The sequence below is a fragment of the Streptomyces sp. NPDC059866 genome (assembly GCF_042731325.1).
Classification (GTDB): domain Bacteria; phylum Actinomycetota; class Actinomycetes; order Streptomycetales; family Streptomycetaceae; genus Streptomyces; species Streptomyces flavusporus.
On record NZ_JBHWJT010000028.1, the window covers coordinates 81,427 to 96,507 of the forward strand.

Annotated in this window: 15 protein-coding genes; 1 reads left to right on the forward strand and 14 read right to left on the reverse strand. The window is 68.9% G+C overall.

Features of this window, described 5'->3' with window-relative positions:
- Positions 1 to 4 precede the first annotated feature (4 nt).
- Positions 5 to 1,522, reverse strand: a complete 1,518-nt coding sequence (locus ACFV7R_RS35100) for a helix-turn-helix domain-containing protein (RefSeq protein ID WP_385270888.1) — start codon at positions 1,520 to 1,522, stop codon at positions 5 to 7.
- A gap of 1,291 nt (positions 1,523 to 2,813) precedes the next feature.
- Between ACFV7R_RS35100 and ACFV7R_RS35105 the strand changes: the two genes are divergently transcribed.
- Entirely contained in the window at positions 2,814 to 3,023 is a 210-nt protein-coding gene (locus tag ACFV7R_RS35105) for a hypothetical protein (RefSeq protein WP_385270891.1), read from the forward strand.
- Between the two features lie 505 nt (positions 3,024 to 3,528).
- On the opposite strand, the gene ACFV7R_RS35110 is transcribed toward ACFV7R_RS35105, so the two are convergent.
- The 13 genes from ACFV7R_RS35110 to ACFV7R_RS35170 all read right to left on the reverse strand — a co-directional run bounded on the left by ACFV7R_RS35110 (position 3,529) and on the right by ACFV7R_RS35170 (position 14,155).
- Positions 3,529 to 4,359, reverse strand: coding sequence for a phosphotransferase (locus tag ACFV7R_RS35110; RefSeq protein ID WP_385270894.1), 831 nt, complete (start codon positions 4,357 to 4,359; stop codon positions 3,529 to 3,531).
- Between the two features lie 92 nt (positions 4,360 to 4,451).
- Entirely contained in the window at positions 4,452 to 4,913 is a 462-nt protein-coding gene (locus tag ACFV7R_RS35115; RefSeq protein WP_385270897.1) for a glycine-rich domain-containing protein, read from the reverse strand.
- Between the two features lie 149 nt (positions 4,914 to 5,062).
- A complete protein-coding gene (locus ACFV7R_RS35120) occupies positions 5,063 to 5,584 on the reverse strand; it encodes a hypothetical protein (protein WP_385270900.1) in 522 nt (173 codons plus the stop codon).
- On the reverse strand, positions 5,581 to 6,018 hold the full coding sequence (locus ACFV7R_RS35125) for a hypothetical protein (RefSeq protein WP_385270902.1): 438 nt from the start codon (positions 6,016 to 6,018) through the stop codon (positions 5,581 to 5,583). Before ACFV7R_RS35125 ends, ACFV7R_RS35120 begins: the two co-directional genes overlap by 4 nt.
- A 55-nt stretch (positions 6,019 to 6,073) precedes the next feature.
- The gene (locus ACFV7R_RS35130; RefSeq protein ID WP_385270905.1) at positions 6,074 to 7,303 is read right to left on the reverse strand and encodes a helix-turn-helix domain-containing protein; all 1,230 of its coding nucleotides are present in this window, start codon (positions 7,301 to 7,303) and stop codon (positions 6,074 to 6,076) included.
- A gap of 470 nt (positions 7,304 to 7,773) precedes the next feature.
- Positions 7,774 to 8,013: a hypothetical protein gene (locus tag ACFV7R_RS35135; RefSeq protein ID WP_385270908.1), complete on the reverse strand. Its 240-nt coding sequence runs from the start codon at positions 8,011 to 8,013 to the stop codon at positions 7,774 to 7,776.
- Between the two features lie 65 nt (positions 8,014 to 8,078).
- Positions 8,079 to 8,378: a hypothetical protein gene (locus ACFV7R_RS35140; protein ID WP_385270911.1), complete on the reverse strand. Its 300-nt coding sequence runs from the start codon at positions 8,376 to 8,378 to the stop codon at positions 8,079 to 8,081.
- 146 nt (positions 8,379 to 8,524) lie between these two features.
- Positions 8,525 to 8,836, reverse strand: a complete 312-nt coding sequence (locus tag ACFV7R_RS35145) for a hypothetical protein (RefSeq protein WP_385270914.1) — start codon at positions 8,834 to 8,836, stop codon at positions 8,525 to 8,527.
- Between the two features lie 77 nt (positions 8,837 to 8,913).
- On the reverse strand, positions 8,914 to 9,303 hold the full coding sequence (locus ACFV7R_RS35150; RefSeq protein ID WP_385270916.1) for a hypothetical protein: 390 nt from the start codon (positions 9,301 to 9,303) through the stop codon (positions 8,914 to 8,916).
- A 343-nt stretch (positions 9,304 to 9,646) separates the two neighbouring features.
- On the reverse strand, positions 9,647 to 11,533 hold the full coding sequence (locus ACFV7R_RS35155; protein ID WP_385270919.1) for a hypothetical protein: 1,887 nt from the start codon (positions 11,531 to 11,533) through the stop codon (positions 9,647 to 9,649).
- Between the two features lie 292 nt (positions 11,534 to 11,825).
- Positions 11,826 to 13,004 carry a DUF932 domain-containing protein gene (locus ACFV7R_RS35160; protein WP_385270922.1) on the reverse strand — a complete coding sequence of 393 codons (1,179 nt, stop codon included), beginning with the start codon at positions 13,002 to 13,004 and terminating at the stop codon, positions 11,826 to 11,828.
- A gap of 151 nt (positions 13,005 to 13,155) precedes the next feature.
- Positions 13,156 to 13,713 (reverse strand): hypothetical protein, encoded by a 558-nt coding sequence (locus ACFV7R_RS35165; protein WP_385270925.1) that lies wholly within the window; start codon positions 13,711 to 13,713, stop codon positions 13,156 to 13,158.
- Between the two features lie 70 nt (positions 13,714 to 13,783).
- The gene (locus ACFV7R_RS35170; RefSeq protein ID WP_385270928.1) at positions 13,784 to 14,155 is read right to left on the reverse strand and encodes a hypothetical protein; all 372 of its coding nucleotides are present in this window, start codon (positions 14,153 to 14,155) and stop codon (positions 13,784 to 13,786) included.
- Between the last annotated feature and the right edge of the window lie 926 nt (positions 14,156 to 15,081).

A 15,081-nucleotide genomic window follows, 5' to 3' on the forward strand; every position in this document is an offset into this window, starting at 1 on the left:
GTGGTCATGTGCTGGCTCGGAGGGGGGAGATGGAGTGTGCCGGAGGCAGGGCGCGGTGCCGTAGTGCCTCAGCGAGGGCGGTAGGAGGCCGGGTCCGTCCGCTGTCTGCTTGTCGGGCGGGCTCGTGTTGCTTGGCGAGTTTGTGGAGAAGCCGGGCGCGGCCGTCTTCGACGGTCTCATCCTCGGTGAGTACTGCGCTGAACGTTTTGATGATGGCGTCTGCGCCAGTGGGATGCGGCTGAGGCGGGTGAGTGTCTGGGTGGGCTGTCATGCTCGCCGCACCGACGGTGACTGCTGTGGTAGGCGGTGCTGCAGGCGTGGAGTGAAGGAGTTCTGCTCCGTGGGCGGCTTCGCGGTGGGCGTTGTCCAGGAGCTGCTTGAAGTGGTCGACGTCGCCGCCGAGGACGCGCACGAATGTCTCCAGGACGTCGTGGTGCGGCAGGATCGTGGCTTCGAGGATGGAGGCGACGGCACTGGCGCTGAGTAGCCAGCGGCTCGCGACCGCCACGTCGTAGGGTGCGGGGCGTCCCGCGCGCAGGTGCAGTGTGTGCACGGCGGCGCGGAGCCGTTCGGCGGCGGGCAGAGGAGGTTCATCCGGGTCAGGAGGCAGATCGCGGCTCTTCTGGCTGAGTTTCTCGGACTCCCAGACGGTTCGCAGAACTTCTGGGTCGGCGCCGCAGGCCTGGGCGAACTTCCGGGTCAGGTCCCATGTGGGCACGCGTTCGCCGGACAGGATCCGCGACAGGTAGGAGGCGGAGCAGCCGATCCGGCCGCTCACCTCCTTGTTGGTGAGCTGGGCGGTGCGGATCAGCATGGACAGGATCGGGGCGAGCCGGTTGTACGCCGCTCCCGACGGCTCGCTCGGGGTGGACTGGTCGGGTCCTTCGTCGCGTTCGGTGCCTGCGTCGAAGGTCTCGTTCCCTGTGTCGCTGCCGGCGGTTTCGTCCGGGGTTTCGCCGACGTGCGGGCTGGCGGCGGTGTAGGCGCTGGCGAGGGAGGTGAGCGCGGTTTCGGAGCGGTTGAAGCGGGCGAGGCGGCGCAGGATGTGCCGCTCGGTGTAGCGGTGGCGTGCGGTGTCTTCGCTGATGCGCAGGATGGAGCCGATGGTGGTCCAGGTGACGCGCCGGTAGCGGGCACGCCCGACCACGGCCGCCGTCAGGCCGTCGAGTTGCTCGTGCAGCTGGGCGATCCGCCGTAAGGGTTCTTCGCCGTCGCAGGACGGCAGGAACCGTGCGAGGTCGCGTGCGCTGTCTTGGATGTCTTTGGCGATCTCGGTGAGGATCTCGTCGCCGGCGGATGGCCCGTGGGTGCGGGCGGCGGGGCTGGTCCGGGGGAGCGGCCGCTGTTCGGGCTGGGTTTCCGGCGGCGTGGGTTGCGGTGTAGCGGGCAGGGCGGTGGTGTCGCCGTGCAGGCGGCGCCGGTGGGCGGCCTGGCGGCAGGCGTCTCCGCAGTACTTCCGGGGCCGGCCCTTGCCCGGTCCTCCGGCGAGAGCGGAGCCGCAGTACTCACATGTGTCACTCACGGTTCTTCCATCCCGTCACGAAAAGGGTTCAGAGGGGGTTGTCCGGTGCTGATACAGCCGAATTTCCCCGGGTTTTGTCGCACGCTGCTTGCCGGGGCGGGCGGGCTATGGCGGCGGCCGGGCTCAGGCCGCCCCGGGTGGGCGGTGAGAGGCTGATGGCGCAGTCCTCCCACCGCCGGATGTGTGTCAGTGCCGGTGACGGCGGAGACGAAAGGCCCTGAACGCGGCGCCGGACAGTACACCGCCGAGGGCGTAGACGGCCTCCTGAGAGACCGTCACTTGGACGGACGGCCGGAAAATCAGCACGTATCCGAGGAACAAGACGCAGATGAACGCGCTGACCGCGTGCGTGCCAAACCGGTTCACGTAACGAAACTTTTCGTTACGGCCATTACGCTTGTCAGCAGTGAAACGGCCGGAAGGCCGTTTAGCCCGGCGACGCCGGGGGGTAGATCGCCCCATAGGGCAACTCCTCAGTGTTGTCGCAAGCGTGCGGGACTTCGGACAGGGTTTGGTAGACGCAGTACGAAGTCCCGCACGCACCTGAGGGTGAAGCTACCGACACGCAGTGCGATACGCTAATCACCCATTTGCCGCACTCCGGTTTATATCTCGAGTTACCCCAGGACGGGTGACTTTCGTTTCGGCCTCAGCGGAAATCTCCCTGACTTCCGTAGCGCCGCGTGTCAGCCACGGCCTGTCTCTTTCGCGGAAAGTTATCCTTCTTTTCTGGTCGTGCAACGACGAAAACGTTCGCAGGCATTGACAGTCCTGGCGCCGATCGAAGTCATGCGATCAGAAACAGTCTCAACTTGGGCGTCGGCGCGCAGTAACACAGATCCAGACCTGCAATTGCAAGTCACTTGTGGTCGCTCGCAGCCGCCAGCGCAGCCGCTACGCGACCCGTGGAATGTCGCCGGGCTGCAGGCGAGGCGGGCGGCGCCAGCGACGCGGCTGCCGACAGTGGCCGGCGCTGTCCGGGCGACTCGCGCTCATGAACGGGACGCCGCCTGACTGTCCCGTGTGCGGGCGGGCTGTGGGACGGGTCGGTCACCTGGTGATGATGGCCGCAGTGGGCGGCGGCATGGGTCCGGCTTCGGGCCGACGAACCTGCCCGGGCGGCAGACTCCGGAGTCAGTGCGGCATCGGATGACTTTTGCTGGGGCAAGACCGTGTATCCGGTCGACCTGGCATGCATTTGCCGCCATCCTCGCAGGACGAAGACGCCCTACGGATCGCTGCTGGCTACACCTGGGAGGAGAGTCGTTGTTCGCGCGGGTGGGGGCTGTTCGTGCTGACGATCAATGTGGCGGTATTGCTGGCGGTCATCATCGTTGTGCGGTTGCGTCGGCGCACCGAGGCACGGAGCCGCAACGATGAGAAATTGACCGTGCTCATCGTCCTGGTGTTCGGCATCCTCGTTGCGCCGACCGCCTTCGGGCAGGGCATCGTGGATGTGGTGGGGCAGCTCGCCGCAGGCATCACCAACTCCAGCCGCTGACACGTAACGCCTTCCCGCTTCGCAACGCCACGGAGCCCCGGGCATTGGCCATGACATCCCGGGGGCTCCGCCGTATGGAGTCGCGCTGTTCAACGACGCCGCCTGTTGCGGCGTCACTGGAGTCGATACGCCGGCTGGCGACCACACACGGCCATCTGCGGGCTGGACATCGCGCGCGGCCCGCACAGGCACCGCCAGAGCACGATGCCGTGCAGCTCGCACGGTTGGTAGCGCTGGCGCGCGGGCAGGGCCTCAAGGGCGGGGCGGGGGCGTTCGAGGTGTGCGAGTTCGGCGGTCGGGAACGATTCGTCGCCGTCGGGGATCCAGCGTGGCGACAGCTGCTCGAACCGGGGTGCACTAGATACGGCTGGCCGCCCGGGCTGAACGCCAGGGCCAGATGGCTGCTTGCGACCGGGGTCTCCAGGCGGCGGTGGCTGAGCTCCCGGGGGAGGGTGAGCATCTCGTCCTGGCGCGGCTTCAGGCGTACCTGTACCGGTGCAGTCGATTATGAGGAGAGGGTGTGTGCGCTCGTCTGGCGTCCTTCCTCGCGGTGTGTGGCCCATGTTTGAGCGGCGGCGGTGAGGGCGGCTCTGTGAGGCATGGGGCGTGTTTGCTCCCAGTGCTCCCACGCCGCGTGGAGCGTGCGTGCGAACAGGGTCAGGGTGGCAGGCGTGGCGGCGTGGTAGGCGGGAACCTGCTGGGCGATTGTCTCGGCCTGTTGCGGTGTGTGGCCGGCGGAGATGAGCCGGGGGATGGTCAGCGCGGTGTCTGCCCATGCGGGTGCGGGGCAGGCGAGGGCCCAGTCGAGTAGCAGCAGCTCGCCGGCGCTGTTCACCAGCATGTTGTGCGGGGACATGTCGGTATGGGCGAGTCTTCGGCCGTGCAGACAGGGTGGAACGTCCTGGGGCAGGAAGTCAGCCCATCGTGTGTGAAGCGGCTTCTTGCGCAGGGTCTCGGGCCAGGGTGTGTCGGATATGGCGGTGAGCGTGCGTACAAGGCGGGCGAGATCGTCGGAGCCGGGAGTCAGGTCCGGGTATCGGCCCTCGACGAACTCGTACCCGTACAGCAGCCATCCGCCGGCGTCGACCTCCCACAGCACGCGGGGTGCACGGGGCGCGTTCCGCGTGACCTGGGCCTCGTGGCGGTACACCCACGCCTGCGGGTCGTCCTCGAGGGTGCCCTTGACGAACGCTCGGCCGGTCCGTGTGCGCAGGGTGCAGGCGAGCCGGGACATGACGCCGTGCGGCGCCGTCTCGACGTGCTCGACCGGACCCGTGTGGCGTTCCACGGCGGCTCGGGTTGCTGCTGGTAGGTCATGCCATTCGATGCGGTCCACCGGGGGTCTCCTGCGTTGGTCGAGCAAAAAAAGGGGGGCCGGCCCCTGGCCTGTGCCAGCGTGGCACAGGCCAGGGGCCGGCCGGGGAACTCTCAGGGGTGGTTCGGGCTGTCCGAGCAGTTCGCGTGGCACTGCGAGCACTCGGCGAGGTCCAGCTCGGGCCAGAACTCCATGTCGATCTCGTACCCGGCGAGGGTGACCGCGTCGACGGTCCGGGCCCGGAGTACCTTGCCGCCTCCGTGCTCCTCCGGGTTGAGGTAGCCGGGCTGGTGGTCGAGGAACCGGCCGAAGGTCTGCTGACAGAACTCCCGGTACGCCTTGGTGTGGAGCAGGAAGGCGTGCCAGAAGTTGTCCACGAGCGGCGAGGGGCTGAGCGGTTTCTCGCTGTGCGCGCACGCGGCGAGGAAGGCGAGCATCTGGCCGACGCCGCGGTCTGCCTTCTCTTCGGTCAGCTGCGGGAACTTGGCGCGCATGTTGTCGACCAGGGTTTCGCGCAGTTCCGTGCTGATCAGCGTCCGCGCGTCGGTCGCGGTGCGCTTCTGTGCGATGGTCACGAGTGCCTCCTTGTGTCGGGTGGTGCTTCGGACGTGGTGGTGCGCACGGCGGCGGCCCCGGTTGGTGGCCTCGGCCGCGGTGGGGTCCGGCCCGCCCGGGATGGAGCAACGAGGCATCGGGCGGGGCCTGTTTCCGCGTAAGGCGTGATCTACAGCGCGGTGTATGTGGTGGCTGCGGGTTCGCACCCGCCCCCTGCCGGGGAGGGGAAGCACCCGGCAGGGGGCGGGAACTGTGGGGCCCGCCTGATCAGTGCAGGGGCCACGATCAGGGCATATCGTGCGTCGTGATCAGTGACCGTGAGCTGATAGGGCACACGGGCGGCGAGCTTGGCGATGGCGTTGGCGTAGCGATTGGCGTCGCCTGCCCATGCGCGCAGGAAGTCGGCGGGGCGCATGTCGCCTCCGAGGATGAGGGGAGCGGCGTACAGCCACGGTGCGCGCGGGTCCGCATCGAGGCGCCGGGCGAGGCATTGGGCTTCCTGGCGCAGCCACCGTGCGGCCAAGCGCGGAGAACGGGCGTTATAGGCGCCGAGGATGATCTCGCGACGCGGATTGTCGAGGGGGATCGCCACGGCCTCGCACCGGTAGCCGATGAGGCGAGGCACGGTGGTCTGCGGGAAGCGGCGTAAGGGCGGGCGCGGTGCGCGGCCGGCCGCGTGGCGTCCGCTCATACCTTGCCCCCGCGCGCTTTGTCGCGCAGTTCGATGATGCGTCCAACCTGGTAGTAGTACAGCTCCAGTTGGGACGGGTCGAAGACGAGCAGGGACTCGGCGGTGCCGCCGTCGTCGTAGTGGACGGTGACGGGCAACCCGCCGCGCTCGGCGCGCGAGTCGTACGTCACGTCGCGCTTTTGCGGCGTGATGTGTGTGACCTGCGGCTGCACGGGGGTCAGCGTCTTGCCGTCGTTGGGGGCCGACCACTTGTCGCCGCCTCCGGGCGGGACGAGGTGGTACGTGTTTCTGCCTTCGCCCGGTAACGCAACGACGACGCCGATTTCGCCTTCCTTCGAGGTGTCCCGAGCAAGGTCGCCGAGTCGAGGAGAGAAGGGAGCGGCTGTGCCCGACGCGCCTTGCGAGGGCAGATGGGGGGTTCCTCGTCGAGTCATGCCCCGAAGCTAAAAGGTAGTCAGGGGACGAATATGAATCGGAGGAATACGACTCTCACCCGTCGAGGTGGAAGCGGTTTGACATGCGGCGCAACTTCTCGCGCGTGGCCGTGCGTTCGGCGTAGACGATGCTGCGCAGCGTCGAGCGGGCGATCGGGTGATTGCGCACAAGTTGCGGGGCGATCCGTTCGGCTGTCTCCAGCTCGGAGAGTGCCTTGTCGCGGTTGCCGTCCCACAGCCACGCCCGGGCGAGGTCCATGTGATGGTGTCCCTGCCGGGAGTTGGGCAGGGCGGACACCAGCTCAGGGCTGATGCGCCGATTCAGGGCGAGGGCGCGGGTCTGCTTGCCGGCTTCCAGCGCGACGCTGATTGCGTGAATCTGCACGTTGCCGGATGAGAACGTCACAGAATGCCGGTCGTAGACCGGTGGGCCTTGATGATTGTGCATGCGCTCAGCGGCGGCGCGGGCGTGCGCGATGCGGTCCTCGGACTCCGACGGTCGGCCCGCGCGGGCGGCTGACACGGCGGCGCGTAGTTGGAGGGCCCCCCACATGCGGACGGCGAGCGGCTCGCCTCGGTCGTAGTCGTCCTGGATGCTGCTGAGCGCCTTGTCGGACAGCGACATGGAGTCGTCCCAATCGGCGGTTGCCCACATGTCCCATACACGCATCCAGTCGGCGAGCGCGGGCATGATGGGGTCGCCAGACAGGCGCGCGGACCATGCCGCACGCTCGGCGGCCATGGCGATCAACTCGGCGTGACCTAGGGCGTGCGCGGCGGTGTGGGCGAACTTGCAGGCGACGGCGTATACGGCGTATGCCTCTTCGCGTTCATGGCCGGTGGAGACTTCGGCGAGTGCTCGTGCTTCGCGCAGCAGGTCAGGCAGTATGCGCAGGATTGCGATGTTTGCCGCGGCGTCCCGTAGGCGGTGCAACCTGGTCATGTCGCGCCACAGCTCGCCGGACGGCCGAGGGGTGCCCTCGAATACTGGCGTGAGGTCGTAGCGGCGTAGTTCCCGGAGGATCGATGCGGCGGCGATCTGCCATTGGTTGTCGGCGGGGGTGCTCGTATACGGGCGCCCGATCAGGTCGTTGGGATGAACGCCCAGTTCGGCCGCGATGGCGTTGAGCAGGCCAACACGGTCTATCTCGATCTGTCCGCGTTCCATCTTGGACACCCACCCTTGAGACTTCCCCAGGGCGACGGCGAGGTCTGCTTGTGGCATGCCCAGGCGCAGACGCGCGCGACGAACGCGGCGGCCGATCTCCTCGGCTTCTTCCAGCATGCGCGGGCTCCATCCGTTCGGGATCTCCCCAAAACGGTACCCATGACGCGCGCCGTGGGTGTCGTCGGTGGCCCTGGAAGGGCAGAAACACCACCCGGTAACGCGTCTGGTGCATCTTCCGCGGAGGCTGCTGCCAACCAACCGCATCAGCTCAACCGCCGCGGAGTTGTTGTCGGTCCGGAGGGGGTGTACGCCTCGATCGGGCTGCTCCAGGTGAACGATTAGGCGGTGGGGGACGGTTCGGTGCCGGGCGTCAGACCGAGGGTGGACTCGGGACGGCGACGAGTCTGTGGGTGGGACACCCGGGGGCGTCCGTCGTGGGCCGCCCCTCCCTGGGTGGCCCGCGGGTCCGCGCGGGTGGTCGGTGGGTGGCAGTGACTCTGCAGGCGTTGGCTTCGACGCTGGGGTGGTCACCGCCCCACAACAAGCATAATAGTGTGCCTATGGGCTGGAAACCCGGGCGAATGCGGTCAGCGGGTGGGCAGCGGCGTGTAGGAGGAGAAGACGTAGTGGCCCAGTTCGCGCAGGGGGCCGGCGGTACGCTCCACGGCTGCGGGGCTGTGGTCGGTCTGGCGGGTGTACGCCTCGATCTCGCCGTTCCAGGTGAACCCCTGGGCGGTGAGGGCTTCTTCGGTGCCGGGGGTGATGTCCAGGAAGGACTGGGGAGCGGCGACGAGTCCGTGGGCGGGGTCGGGTACGACCAGGAACACGGGGTCTCCTTCCGCCGTGGGTCACCCCGGCCGGGGCGGCCCGCGAGGTCAGGGCGGAGGGGTGGTCAGCGGGTGACGGTGTAGTCGGCTTCCAGGACGGCGAGGGCGGCACGGATCGCGGCGCGGGTCTTCGGGCTCGGCACCGAGTAGGGGAAGTCCAGGGCGCGCACGGCGTCGCCCAGGTGGTCGTCGGGCATCGGCAGCGTGTACTCGCTGCGGTAGAGGGCGACGGCTTCCTCGGCGCTGGCGTCGGTGCCGAACGCTTCGCTGGCGGTGGGTGGCAGTGCCGCGATTCCGGCGGTGAAGCGGCGGGTGGGAATGCGCAGACGGGCCGGTCGCAGGGCGCGGCGCAGCGTTCGCAACATGGCAACTCCTGAGGCTGGAAGAGAGGGGAGGGGGAGAACGAAGGTCGTCACCCCGGAGAGAGGGATGCTGGTGAGGCGACGGTCTGACCAATTGTTTATACTAGTGTGAGATTCTTCTATGTGGACCCGCCTCTGACCTGCGCCTTTCACTCCCGTGGCGTCTGGGAGAAAGCTGCGAGCAAGGGGATCACCGAGTCGGGACGGCCGGATGCCTCGACCTGAACCCACTCGCCGGAGGGGCCGATGATTGCGCACACACTGTCGACCCGGGTGCGCCGGTGCTGCTCCTCGACCCGGGCCACGGGGAGTGCCCGGGCCCCGGGGAGTGCCCGGGCCACGGCTTCGGCGACGGCGCGGCGGTCGTTTTCCTCCGCCTCCTGCTGGACGGCGAGTTCGGTGGCCTGCTGCACGGCCTGGGTGTGCAGCAGGTACAGCCGCCGGGTGATCTCACGTGCCACATGGCGGGCGCTGCTGGCTGTGACGCCGATCGACGGCGCGGTTATCTGGGTCTCGTCCGGCAGTGCGGCGTAGATCTTCAGCCGGTCGGGGCGGCGGGCATCGGGCTGGCACAGGCACAGGGCGCGGCGTCGCCGTCGATGATGAGCCGCCCCATACCGCGCACGTAGCCGGTGAGCCGGTCCGTCCGGCAGCGCGTGCCCAACTCCCGCGCCACCTCGTCGGCGAGCGCGTCCAACCGCTCCTGTGTGGTCAACTCCTGCGGCATGGCGGCGTCTTCACTTCTTGGGTGGCTGGTCGGGGTTCCCGGCGCTGCGGCGGCCTTGGCGCGGCGCTCGGCGTCGTGGCGGAAGTCTTCTGCGGTGTAGCCGGTGTCGCACCAGGGGTGGCAGAGCTGGCCGGGCGGGGCTTTGCACGTCTCGCACCGCTCGTCGAATTCTTCGGGGCGAAACGGCGGCGGGCTGCTCATGCTGGGACGCCCTTGATGTGCTCCGCCACCTTGCGGGCGGACAGGATCGGCGTGGTCGTCGCCAGTTCGCCGCAGCTGGCCTGCCAGATCTGCGCCGGACTGGAGGGGAGATCTGGAAGTTGGTGGCCGGGCTGATCTGCCACGTGCGGCCGCGCGGGTCGGTCACGGTGTAGGTGAGGTACTGCGGGTTGTCCTGGTGGCCGTTGTCGCTCCAGCCGAGGCTGGCGGAGGTGAGGGCGCGGCCGAGCTGGGCGCAGCGTTCCGGGGTGGCGTGGTCGAAGGTGGCCAATGCGCGGTCCCCTGTCTGTGATGCGGCGGTGGGTGAGAGGCGGGCTGGCGCCGGTTAGGCGCGGCCGGAGGGCTGGGGCTTGCGGTAGCGGTACAGGAAGCGCGCGGCCCATTCCCGGCTGGCGAATCCGGGGATCCCGCCGCCGCTGCCCGGACGGTTGCCGGGATACTCGGCAACCCACCTGCACACCTCCGGGGCGCGCCAGACGACCCCGTAACTGGTGCTCGGGTCCTGGCGGTCGAGGACCTGGTAGCCGTACGAACCGGTGTTGCGGGGGAACGTGAACTCCTCGGGCGCCGCGGCCCTTTCGGTCGGTCCTGGGTGCGGCAGGGGGCGGTACGGGGGGACGGAGACGCCCCCTCCCGCAACATTCATAATAGTGTGATTGAGGGTGGTGTGAACCCACCCCCGACCTGCGGCTTTTGAGGTCGAGATCAGCGCATAAGCATGCGGGGGCCGGCGGTGACCGCGTCGGGCGACTGGTGGTCGCGGTAGTCCGAAACCTTCACGTACCCGCCGGGCATCGTGTCCAGCCGCAGACCGGGCCCCCAGTCGTCGGTCACGTCCTAGGGGAGGTTCTCGACGTCGTCCGCCTCGACCTGCCCGGCCCAGCCGGTCACTTCGCGGCCGAGCGCCCGCCGCCATGCCAGCAGGATGGGGAAGAGCTGGCCGCAGTCGTCGACCAGGGCGACCGCGCGGGCCTCGTCCGGGCCGGGGCACTCGGCGTAGGTGGGTGTCTCGGGGCGGCTGCGCTCTCCGAGGGTCATCAACCAGCGCAGGGTCACGACATCTCCAGTTCCAGACGCGCCGCGTGCGGGGCACCGTGCGCAGGGGGTTGCGGGCGGCGTGCCGGGCGCCGTGAGCGCTGCTGGGTGCGCAGGGAGTCGGCTTCGGCTGGGCGCGGCGGGCGTGCTCGTGCTCTCGGGCGGCCTCGGTGAGGCAGTAGGGGGCCCACCACTGCTTCACGTCGACGGTGCGCGCAAGCGAGTTGGGGAGGTCGGCCAGCATCAGCAGCAGGACCGGGTGCGGGCAGGCGGTGAACCACCGTGCGACGGTCCACCAGGCGGCCACGACGGCGCGCCGCGCGGGGTGGGCGGTGTGGGCCTCCCGCTCGTAGCGGGCGGCTTCGGCTTGGTGGTGGGTGGCCGACCAGGTGAGGAAGCGCAGCAGGGCGGGAGTGTCCCGCTGCCGGGAGGCGGTCAGGATCTCGGGCAGGTCGTCGCGCTGGGTGATATGGGCGGCGCAGGCGCGCAGGACGGCGGTGAGTGTCGCCGCCGTCTTCTCGGACGGCTCGTGCCAGGCGGCGGACTCCATCGGGTACACCGTGACCTGGGGGCGGTGGGTGTAGTCGTCGTCGTAGAGGGCCAGGCTGCCCCGGTAGCCGCTGCGGCTGCGGGCGAGCCGCGGCAGGTCGTCGTCGGGGGCGGTGGTCTCAAAGGCGTTGACGGGGCCGAGACAGGCGCGTACGGCGGTGAACTGGTCCCAGCAGTGGGGGTGGTGGGTGCCGGTGACGTGCACGCTGCCGCGCATCGCTCCGCCCAGCTCGAAGACGACGGCGTCGGCTTGGCGGAGGCCGGCGGTGGCGCGCACGGTGCCGGCGGGCGTGTCGATGGTCAGGCTCGGGCTGGTCATGGGCTGCGGCTCCTCGTCGGTCGGTTCGGTGAGCTGGGGCCTGCCGCCCCGCCCTCGCCGAAGGGGAGGGCGGGGGCGTCGGGGCGGCAGGTCTTCGTCCAGCACGGCCAGGCGTAGCGGGGCGGTGCCGACGGAGAGGTCGGCCTGACCCCGGACGAACATGTCGTCGGTGCGTTCGGCCACGAGGTTGATCGTGTGTTCGCCGTCGCCGAGTGCCTGGACCAGGGCGGCGATCGCGGTCAGGGAGCGGCTCATGGCGGCCGCTATGGCGGCGTCGTCGGGGCGGGTGAGCTCCGGGCGTGCGGGCATGCGGGTACTCCTTGCGGACGGGGCGGTGAGCACCGGGGCCGGCGCACGTGTCTCGTGGCGCGGCGGGGGTCTTCTGGGCGCGCGGTCTGCTCCGCAGACACGACGCGCCGCCGCTACGCGGCAGAGAGCGGGGCGGGCGCGCTCCGCTCTCCCTGGCCGGGTGGGGAGCGCTCCGCGCTCTGGGACCGGGCGGGCACCCCCGGACGGTCGGAGGGGTACCCGCCCGGCGCTGGGGGGCGTGGGGCCCGTGCGGGCCGGGCTCGGGGAGGTTCCCGGCCCGCACGGGGGTCTGTCAGCCGTGCGCGGCGGCGGCCGTCAGGGCGGGCAGCGCGAGCGCTTCCAGGGCGGCGGCCTGGTCGGCGTCGGTGAGGGTCTGCGCGGTCGACGTGACGGCCTGCATCACGCCCCCGGCCGTCATCTGACCGCCCCGCACGAAGTGCGAAAGGATCATGTCCTTGGCCTCGGCACCGATGCTGAGCGTCTTGGTGACGTGCTCGATCGTCTTCGTCGGCTCGGACAGCGTCTTACCGGCGGCGGCCTCCATCGCGCGCACCTTGGCCTCCACGTACTCCCGCGACAGGAACGTACGGACGGCGTCGGCGGTCTTGGACGTGATCAGCTCCAGCGTCTTGCGCTGCGTCTGACCGGACCAGGACACGACACCTTCGTCCTGCTTGCCTCCCAGGTGCACGGCGCGCATGACGTCCTTGGTCTCGGTCAGGCCGTTGCGGCACACCTGGATGACGGCGCGCGGGGTGATGGTGTACGCCCCGGAACCGACTTCGCTGTTGGTGATGACGAAACCGGCGGAGATCATCGGGAGTTCGTCACCGCTGCGGCCGTCGAACGGGGACCGGTAGCCGCGCAGCAGGTCGCGGGCCTGGATGGCGACGGCTTCGGACTCGACGCGCACGTACATGCGGCGGTCGGTCAGGTCGCATCCCGTGACGCGGGTGGGGTGGCCGGACTGCTTCACCCCGTCCAGGGCGGCCAGCAGCATGTCGAAGTTGTCCATGAGCTTGTAGCTGTCGGACAGCAGCGCGCGGGCCACGCCCTCGGCGGGCGGCATGCCGGGGCCGTTGTCGCCTCGGAACGCGCGGAGCATGAAACGGCGCTCCGGCTCCTCACGGAGCCACGCGTTCACGTTCTCGTCCAGCAGCGGGACGTTTTCGGCGCGCATGCGGCGCAGGTAGGCGAGCGGGACGCGGAGCTTGTCGGCGATCCCCTCGTCGGCGACGGCGGTGGGCCGGTAGATGCCGTCGACCTCCGTCACACCGTCCTCCGTGATCAGGGACTCCACGCCCTCGACGTGCACGTTGCCCTCACGGAACCGCAGCGCGGCGGCGGGGGCGATCACGTCCAGCTTGCGGCGGTTCTGGTCCTCCAGGATGCGGACCAGGTCGGCGAGTTCGGCGTTACGGGCGCCGGTGGGGGCGACGTTCGTGGCGCGCTCGGCGAACTGCTGAGTCATGCAGTTTCTCCCCTTCGTGGCAGTCCGGGGGTGGGGCCACCACCCCCGGACGCTGTTGATCTCTGCGGGCCGGGGACGGAGCCGCCGCCCCCGAACAACTTCAATACTAGTGAGAGTTGGCTTTGTGTGAACCTACCCCTGACCTGCGCACTTAGACCATCGCGCGGTGGTCGGCCAACGGCGTCAGGCTCTGCCGCCGCACGTTCGTGACCACCGACACCGGTGTGACGCCGCGCATCTCGCACAGGTCGTAACGCAGCTCGGGGGCCTCACCGACCGGGTCGGCGTGCGCGTGAATCGCGCCGACCCAGTACGTACCGTGACGCTGCGTCAGGCTGCCGTGATACCTGACCTTCTGCCACAGCACCGGTCCGGCGTGCTGCGGGTCCAGACTCCGCGCTACCACGATCACAAGCTGATCCGCTACACGCTCGGACATCAGCAGGACAAACGCGCGCGCGATCGTGTCACGGTCTACCGGCACGTCAGCCATGGCCGGCCCCGTGTGACCGGTGCGCACACCCATCGCCCAACCCAACTCGAAGAACGGCCGGACCATCTCCAGCTGCTCGCTCGGCACCCGCAGCGCGTCCGGGTCGCTCTCGCTGCGCGCCAACTCCCGCAGTGCATAACCGGCCTGCTCCCGCTCTGCCACCGTGAGCGGCGCTCCAGCCTCCTCGGCCTGCTCCGCAATCCGCATGCTCTCCATGCCTTCCCTTCTCCTCTCGGTGCTGCCGGGTGGAAGGGGGGCAGCCCGCCGGGGATCCCCCCTGAGCGGATTACTTCAGGAACCCGCGCGACCGAAGAAACTCGGCCGTGATGTGCGCGACGCCCTGCGGCTTGTAGATCTGTGGGAATCGCCGCATCTCCACCTCGGTGCGCCCGTTCTCGTCTGGCTCGATTAATTCGTGAACCAAACGGTACGGCTGGTCACCCGTCGGCATTTCCAGAACAACCGGACCGACCTTGGTGTCAAAGCGAATTCCTGTGTAGTGCGCGTCGGAGTTGTGCACGATCGTCGCCCCCACCCGCTCGCACATCAGCGGGAGGAAGTTCGAGACCGTGCGTGCCTGGATGGCAAGGCCCGTCATGGGGGCATTCTTTCCGCCTCGAACTCGACGCACGATTCCGTCGGAAATCTGGATTTCCACTTGTTCCCCTTCGCTGATCACTGCATCTGCCAGGGGTCACCTTCCCCCTGCAACTCACATACTAGTACGTGTAGTGGATGGTTGGAAGCCCTGTTGCGCCTCGTGTTGCGGTACAGGTTGCGCCTTGATGTTGCGCCAAGGGTTGCGCTGGATGTTGCGCCGCCTGACGGCCGGCCTCCGCGTTACACCAGCTTAGCGAGCTACTCTCGCGTGGTCCGGCTGCTGACATCCCCTCTGCTGCCACTGCTCCCGCGCCGGTTGAAGGATGAGTGAGGTATGGGGGCGGGCGTGGTCGGGTGGCAGCCTCGGGGATAGGGCACGGCCTGGGGTCTGCTGCGCGTCGGCTCTGCCGCCGCGCCGGGCCGGTGTGGGGCCGGGGCCTGTCGGCCTCGGGTGGGTGGGTGGCGGCTCCCTGCCCACACCCCAGCTCTCTCTTTCCCTCGGGTCCTCCTCGCTCCCTCTCCCTCCCTCGGCCGGTCGGTCCTGCCGGAGGCAGGTACACCCCCGGGACTCGCCCAACCTCCTGTAGCCCGAAAGGGGTTGGGCCCCGGAGGGGCCCTTTCCCTTCCCGGGTATTCCGTGGTTTACTTCCTTCCACGGAATACCAATCAATTCCCTTTATTTTCAAGGGAATCGGAGATTCCTCGAATACCCACAAGGGCAACACACATGACGAGCCCTCAACTAAAACCCCAACCACCCACATATACAACAAAACCAGCCGCATTTCGTGCCGGAGGCACGCACGTTATGAAATGGCCGGAGGCCAATTCATAACGACCCGCCGGAGGCGGGCAATTCGCGCGGGGACGCGCGAAACGAGCGGAGCGAGTATTCGGCTGCCGGAGGCAGAGCGAAGCGGTTGTTGAGGCGCCCATGCAACTGCTCGTTGCGACGCGCGAACGACGGCAGCAGCAGGAGAGCAC

Excerpts from the sequence above, each read along its gene's own strand:
- ACFV7R_RS35130 (WP_385270905.1), bottom strand. The coding sequence starts at position 7,303 with ATGCTGGAAGAAGCCGAGGAGATCGGCCGCCGCGTTCGTCGCGCGCGT.
- ACFV7R_RS35120 (WP_385270900.1), bottom strand. The coding sequence starts at position 5,584 with ATGAGCGGACGCCACGCGGCCGGCCGCGCACCGCGCCCGCCCTTACGC.
- ACFV7R_RS35140 (WP_385270911.1), bottom strand. The coding sequence starts at position 8,378 with ATGTTGCGAACGCTGCGCCGCGCCCTGCGACCGGCCCGTCTGCGCATT.
- ACFV7R_RS35125 (WP_385270902.1), bottom strand. The coding sequence starts at position 6,018 with ATGACTCGACGAGGAACCCCCCATCTGCCCTCGCAAGGCGCGTCGGGC.
- ACFV7R_RS35155 (WP_385270919.1), bottom strand. The coding sequence starts at position 11,533 with ATGCCCGCACGCCCGGAGCTCACCCGCCCCGACGACGCCGCCATAGCG.
- ACFV7R_RS35165 (WP_385270925.1), bottom strand. The coding sequence starts at position 13,713 with ATGGAGAGCATGCGGATTGCGGAGCAGGCCGAGGAGGCTGGAGCGCCG.
- ACFV7R_RS35160 (WP_385270922.1), bottom strand. The coding sequence starts at position 13,004 with ATGACTCAGCAGTTCGCCGAGCGCGCCACGAACGTCGCCCCCACCGGC.
- ACFV7R_RS35150 (WP_385270916.1), bottom strand. The coding sequence starts at position 9,303 with ATGAGCAGCCCGCCGCCGTTTCGCCCCGAAGAATTCGACGAGCGGTGC.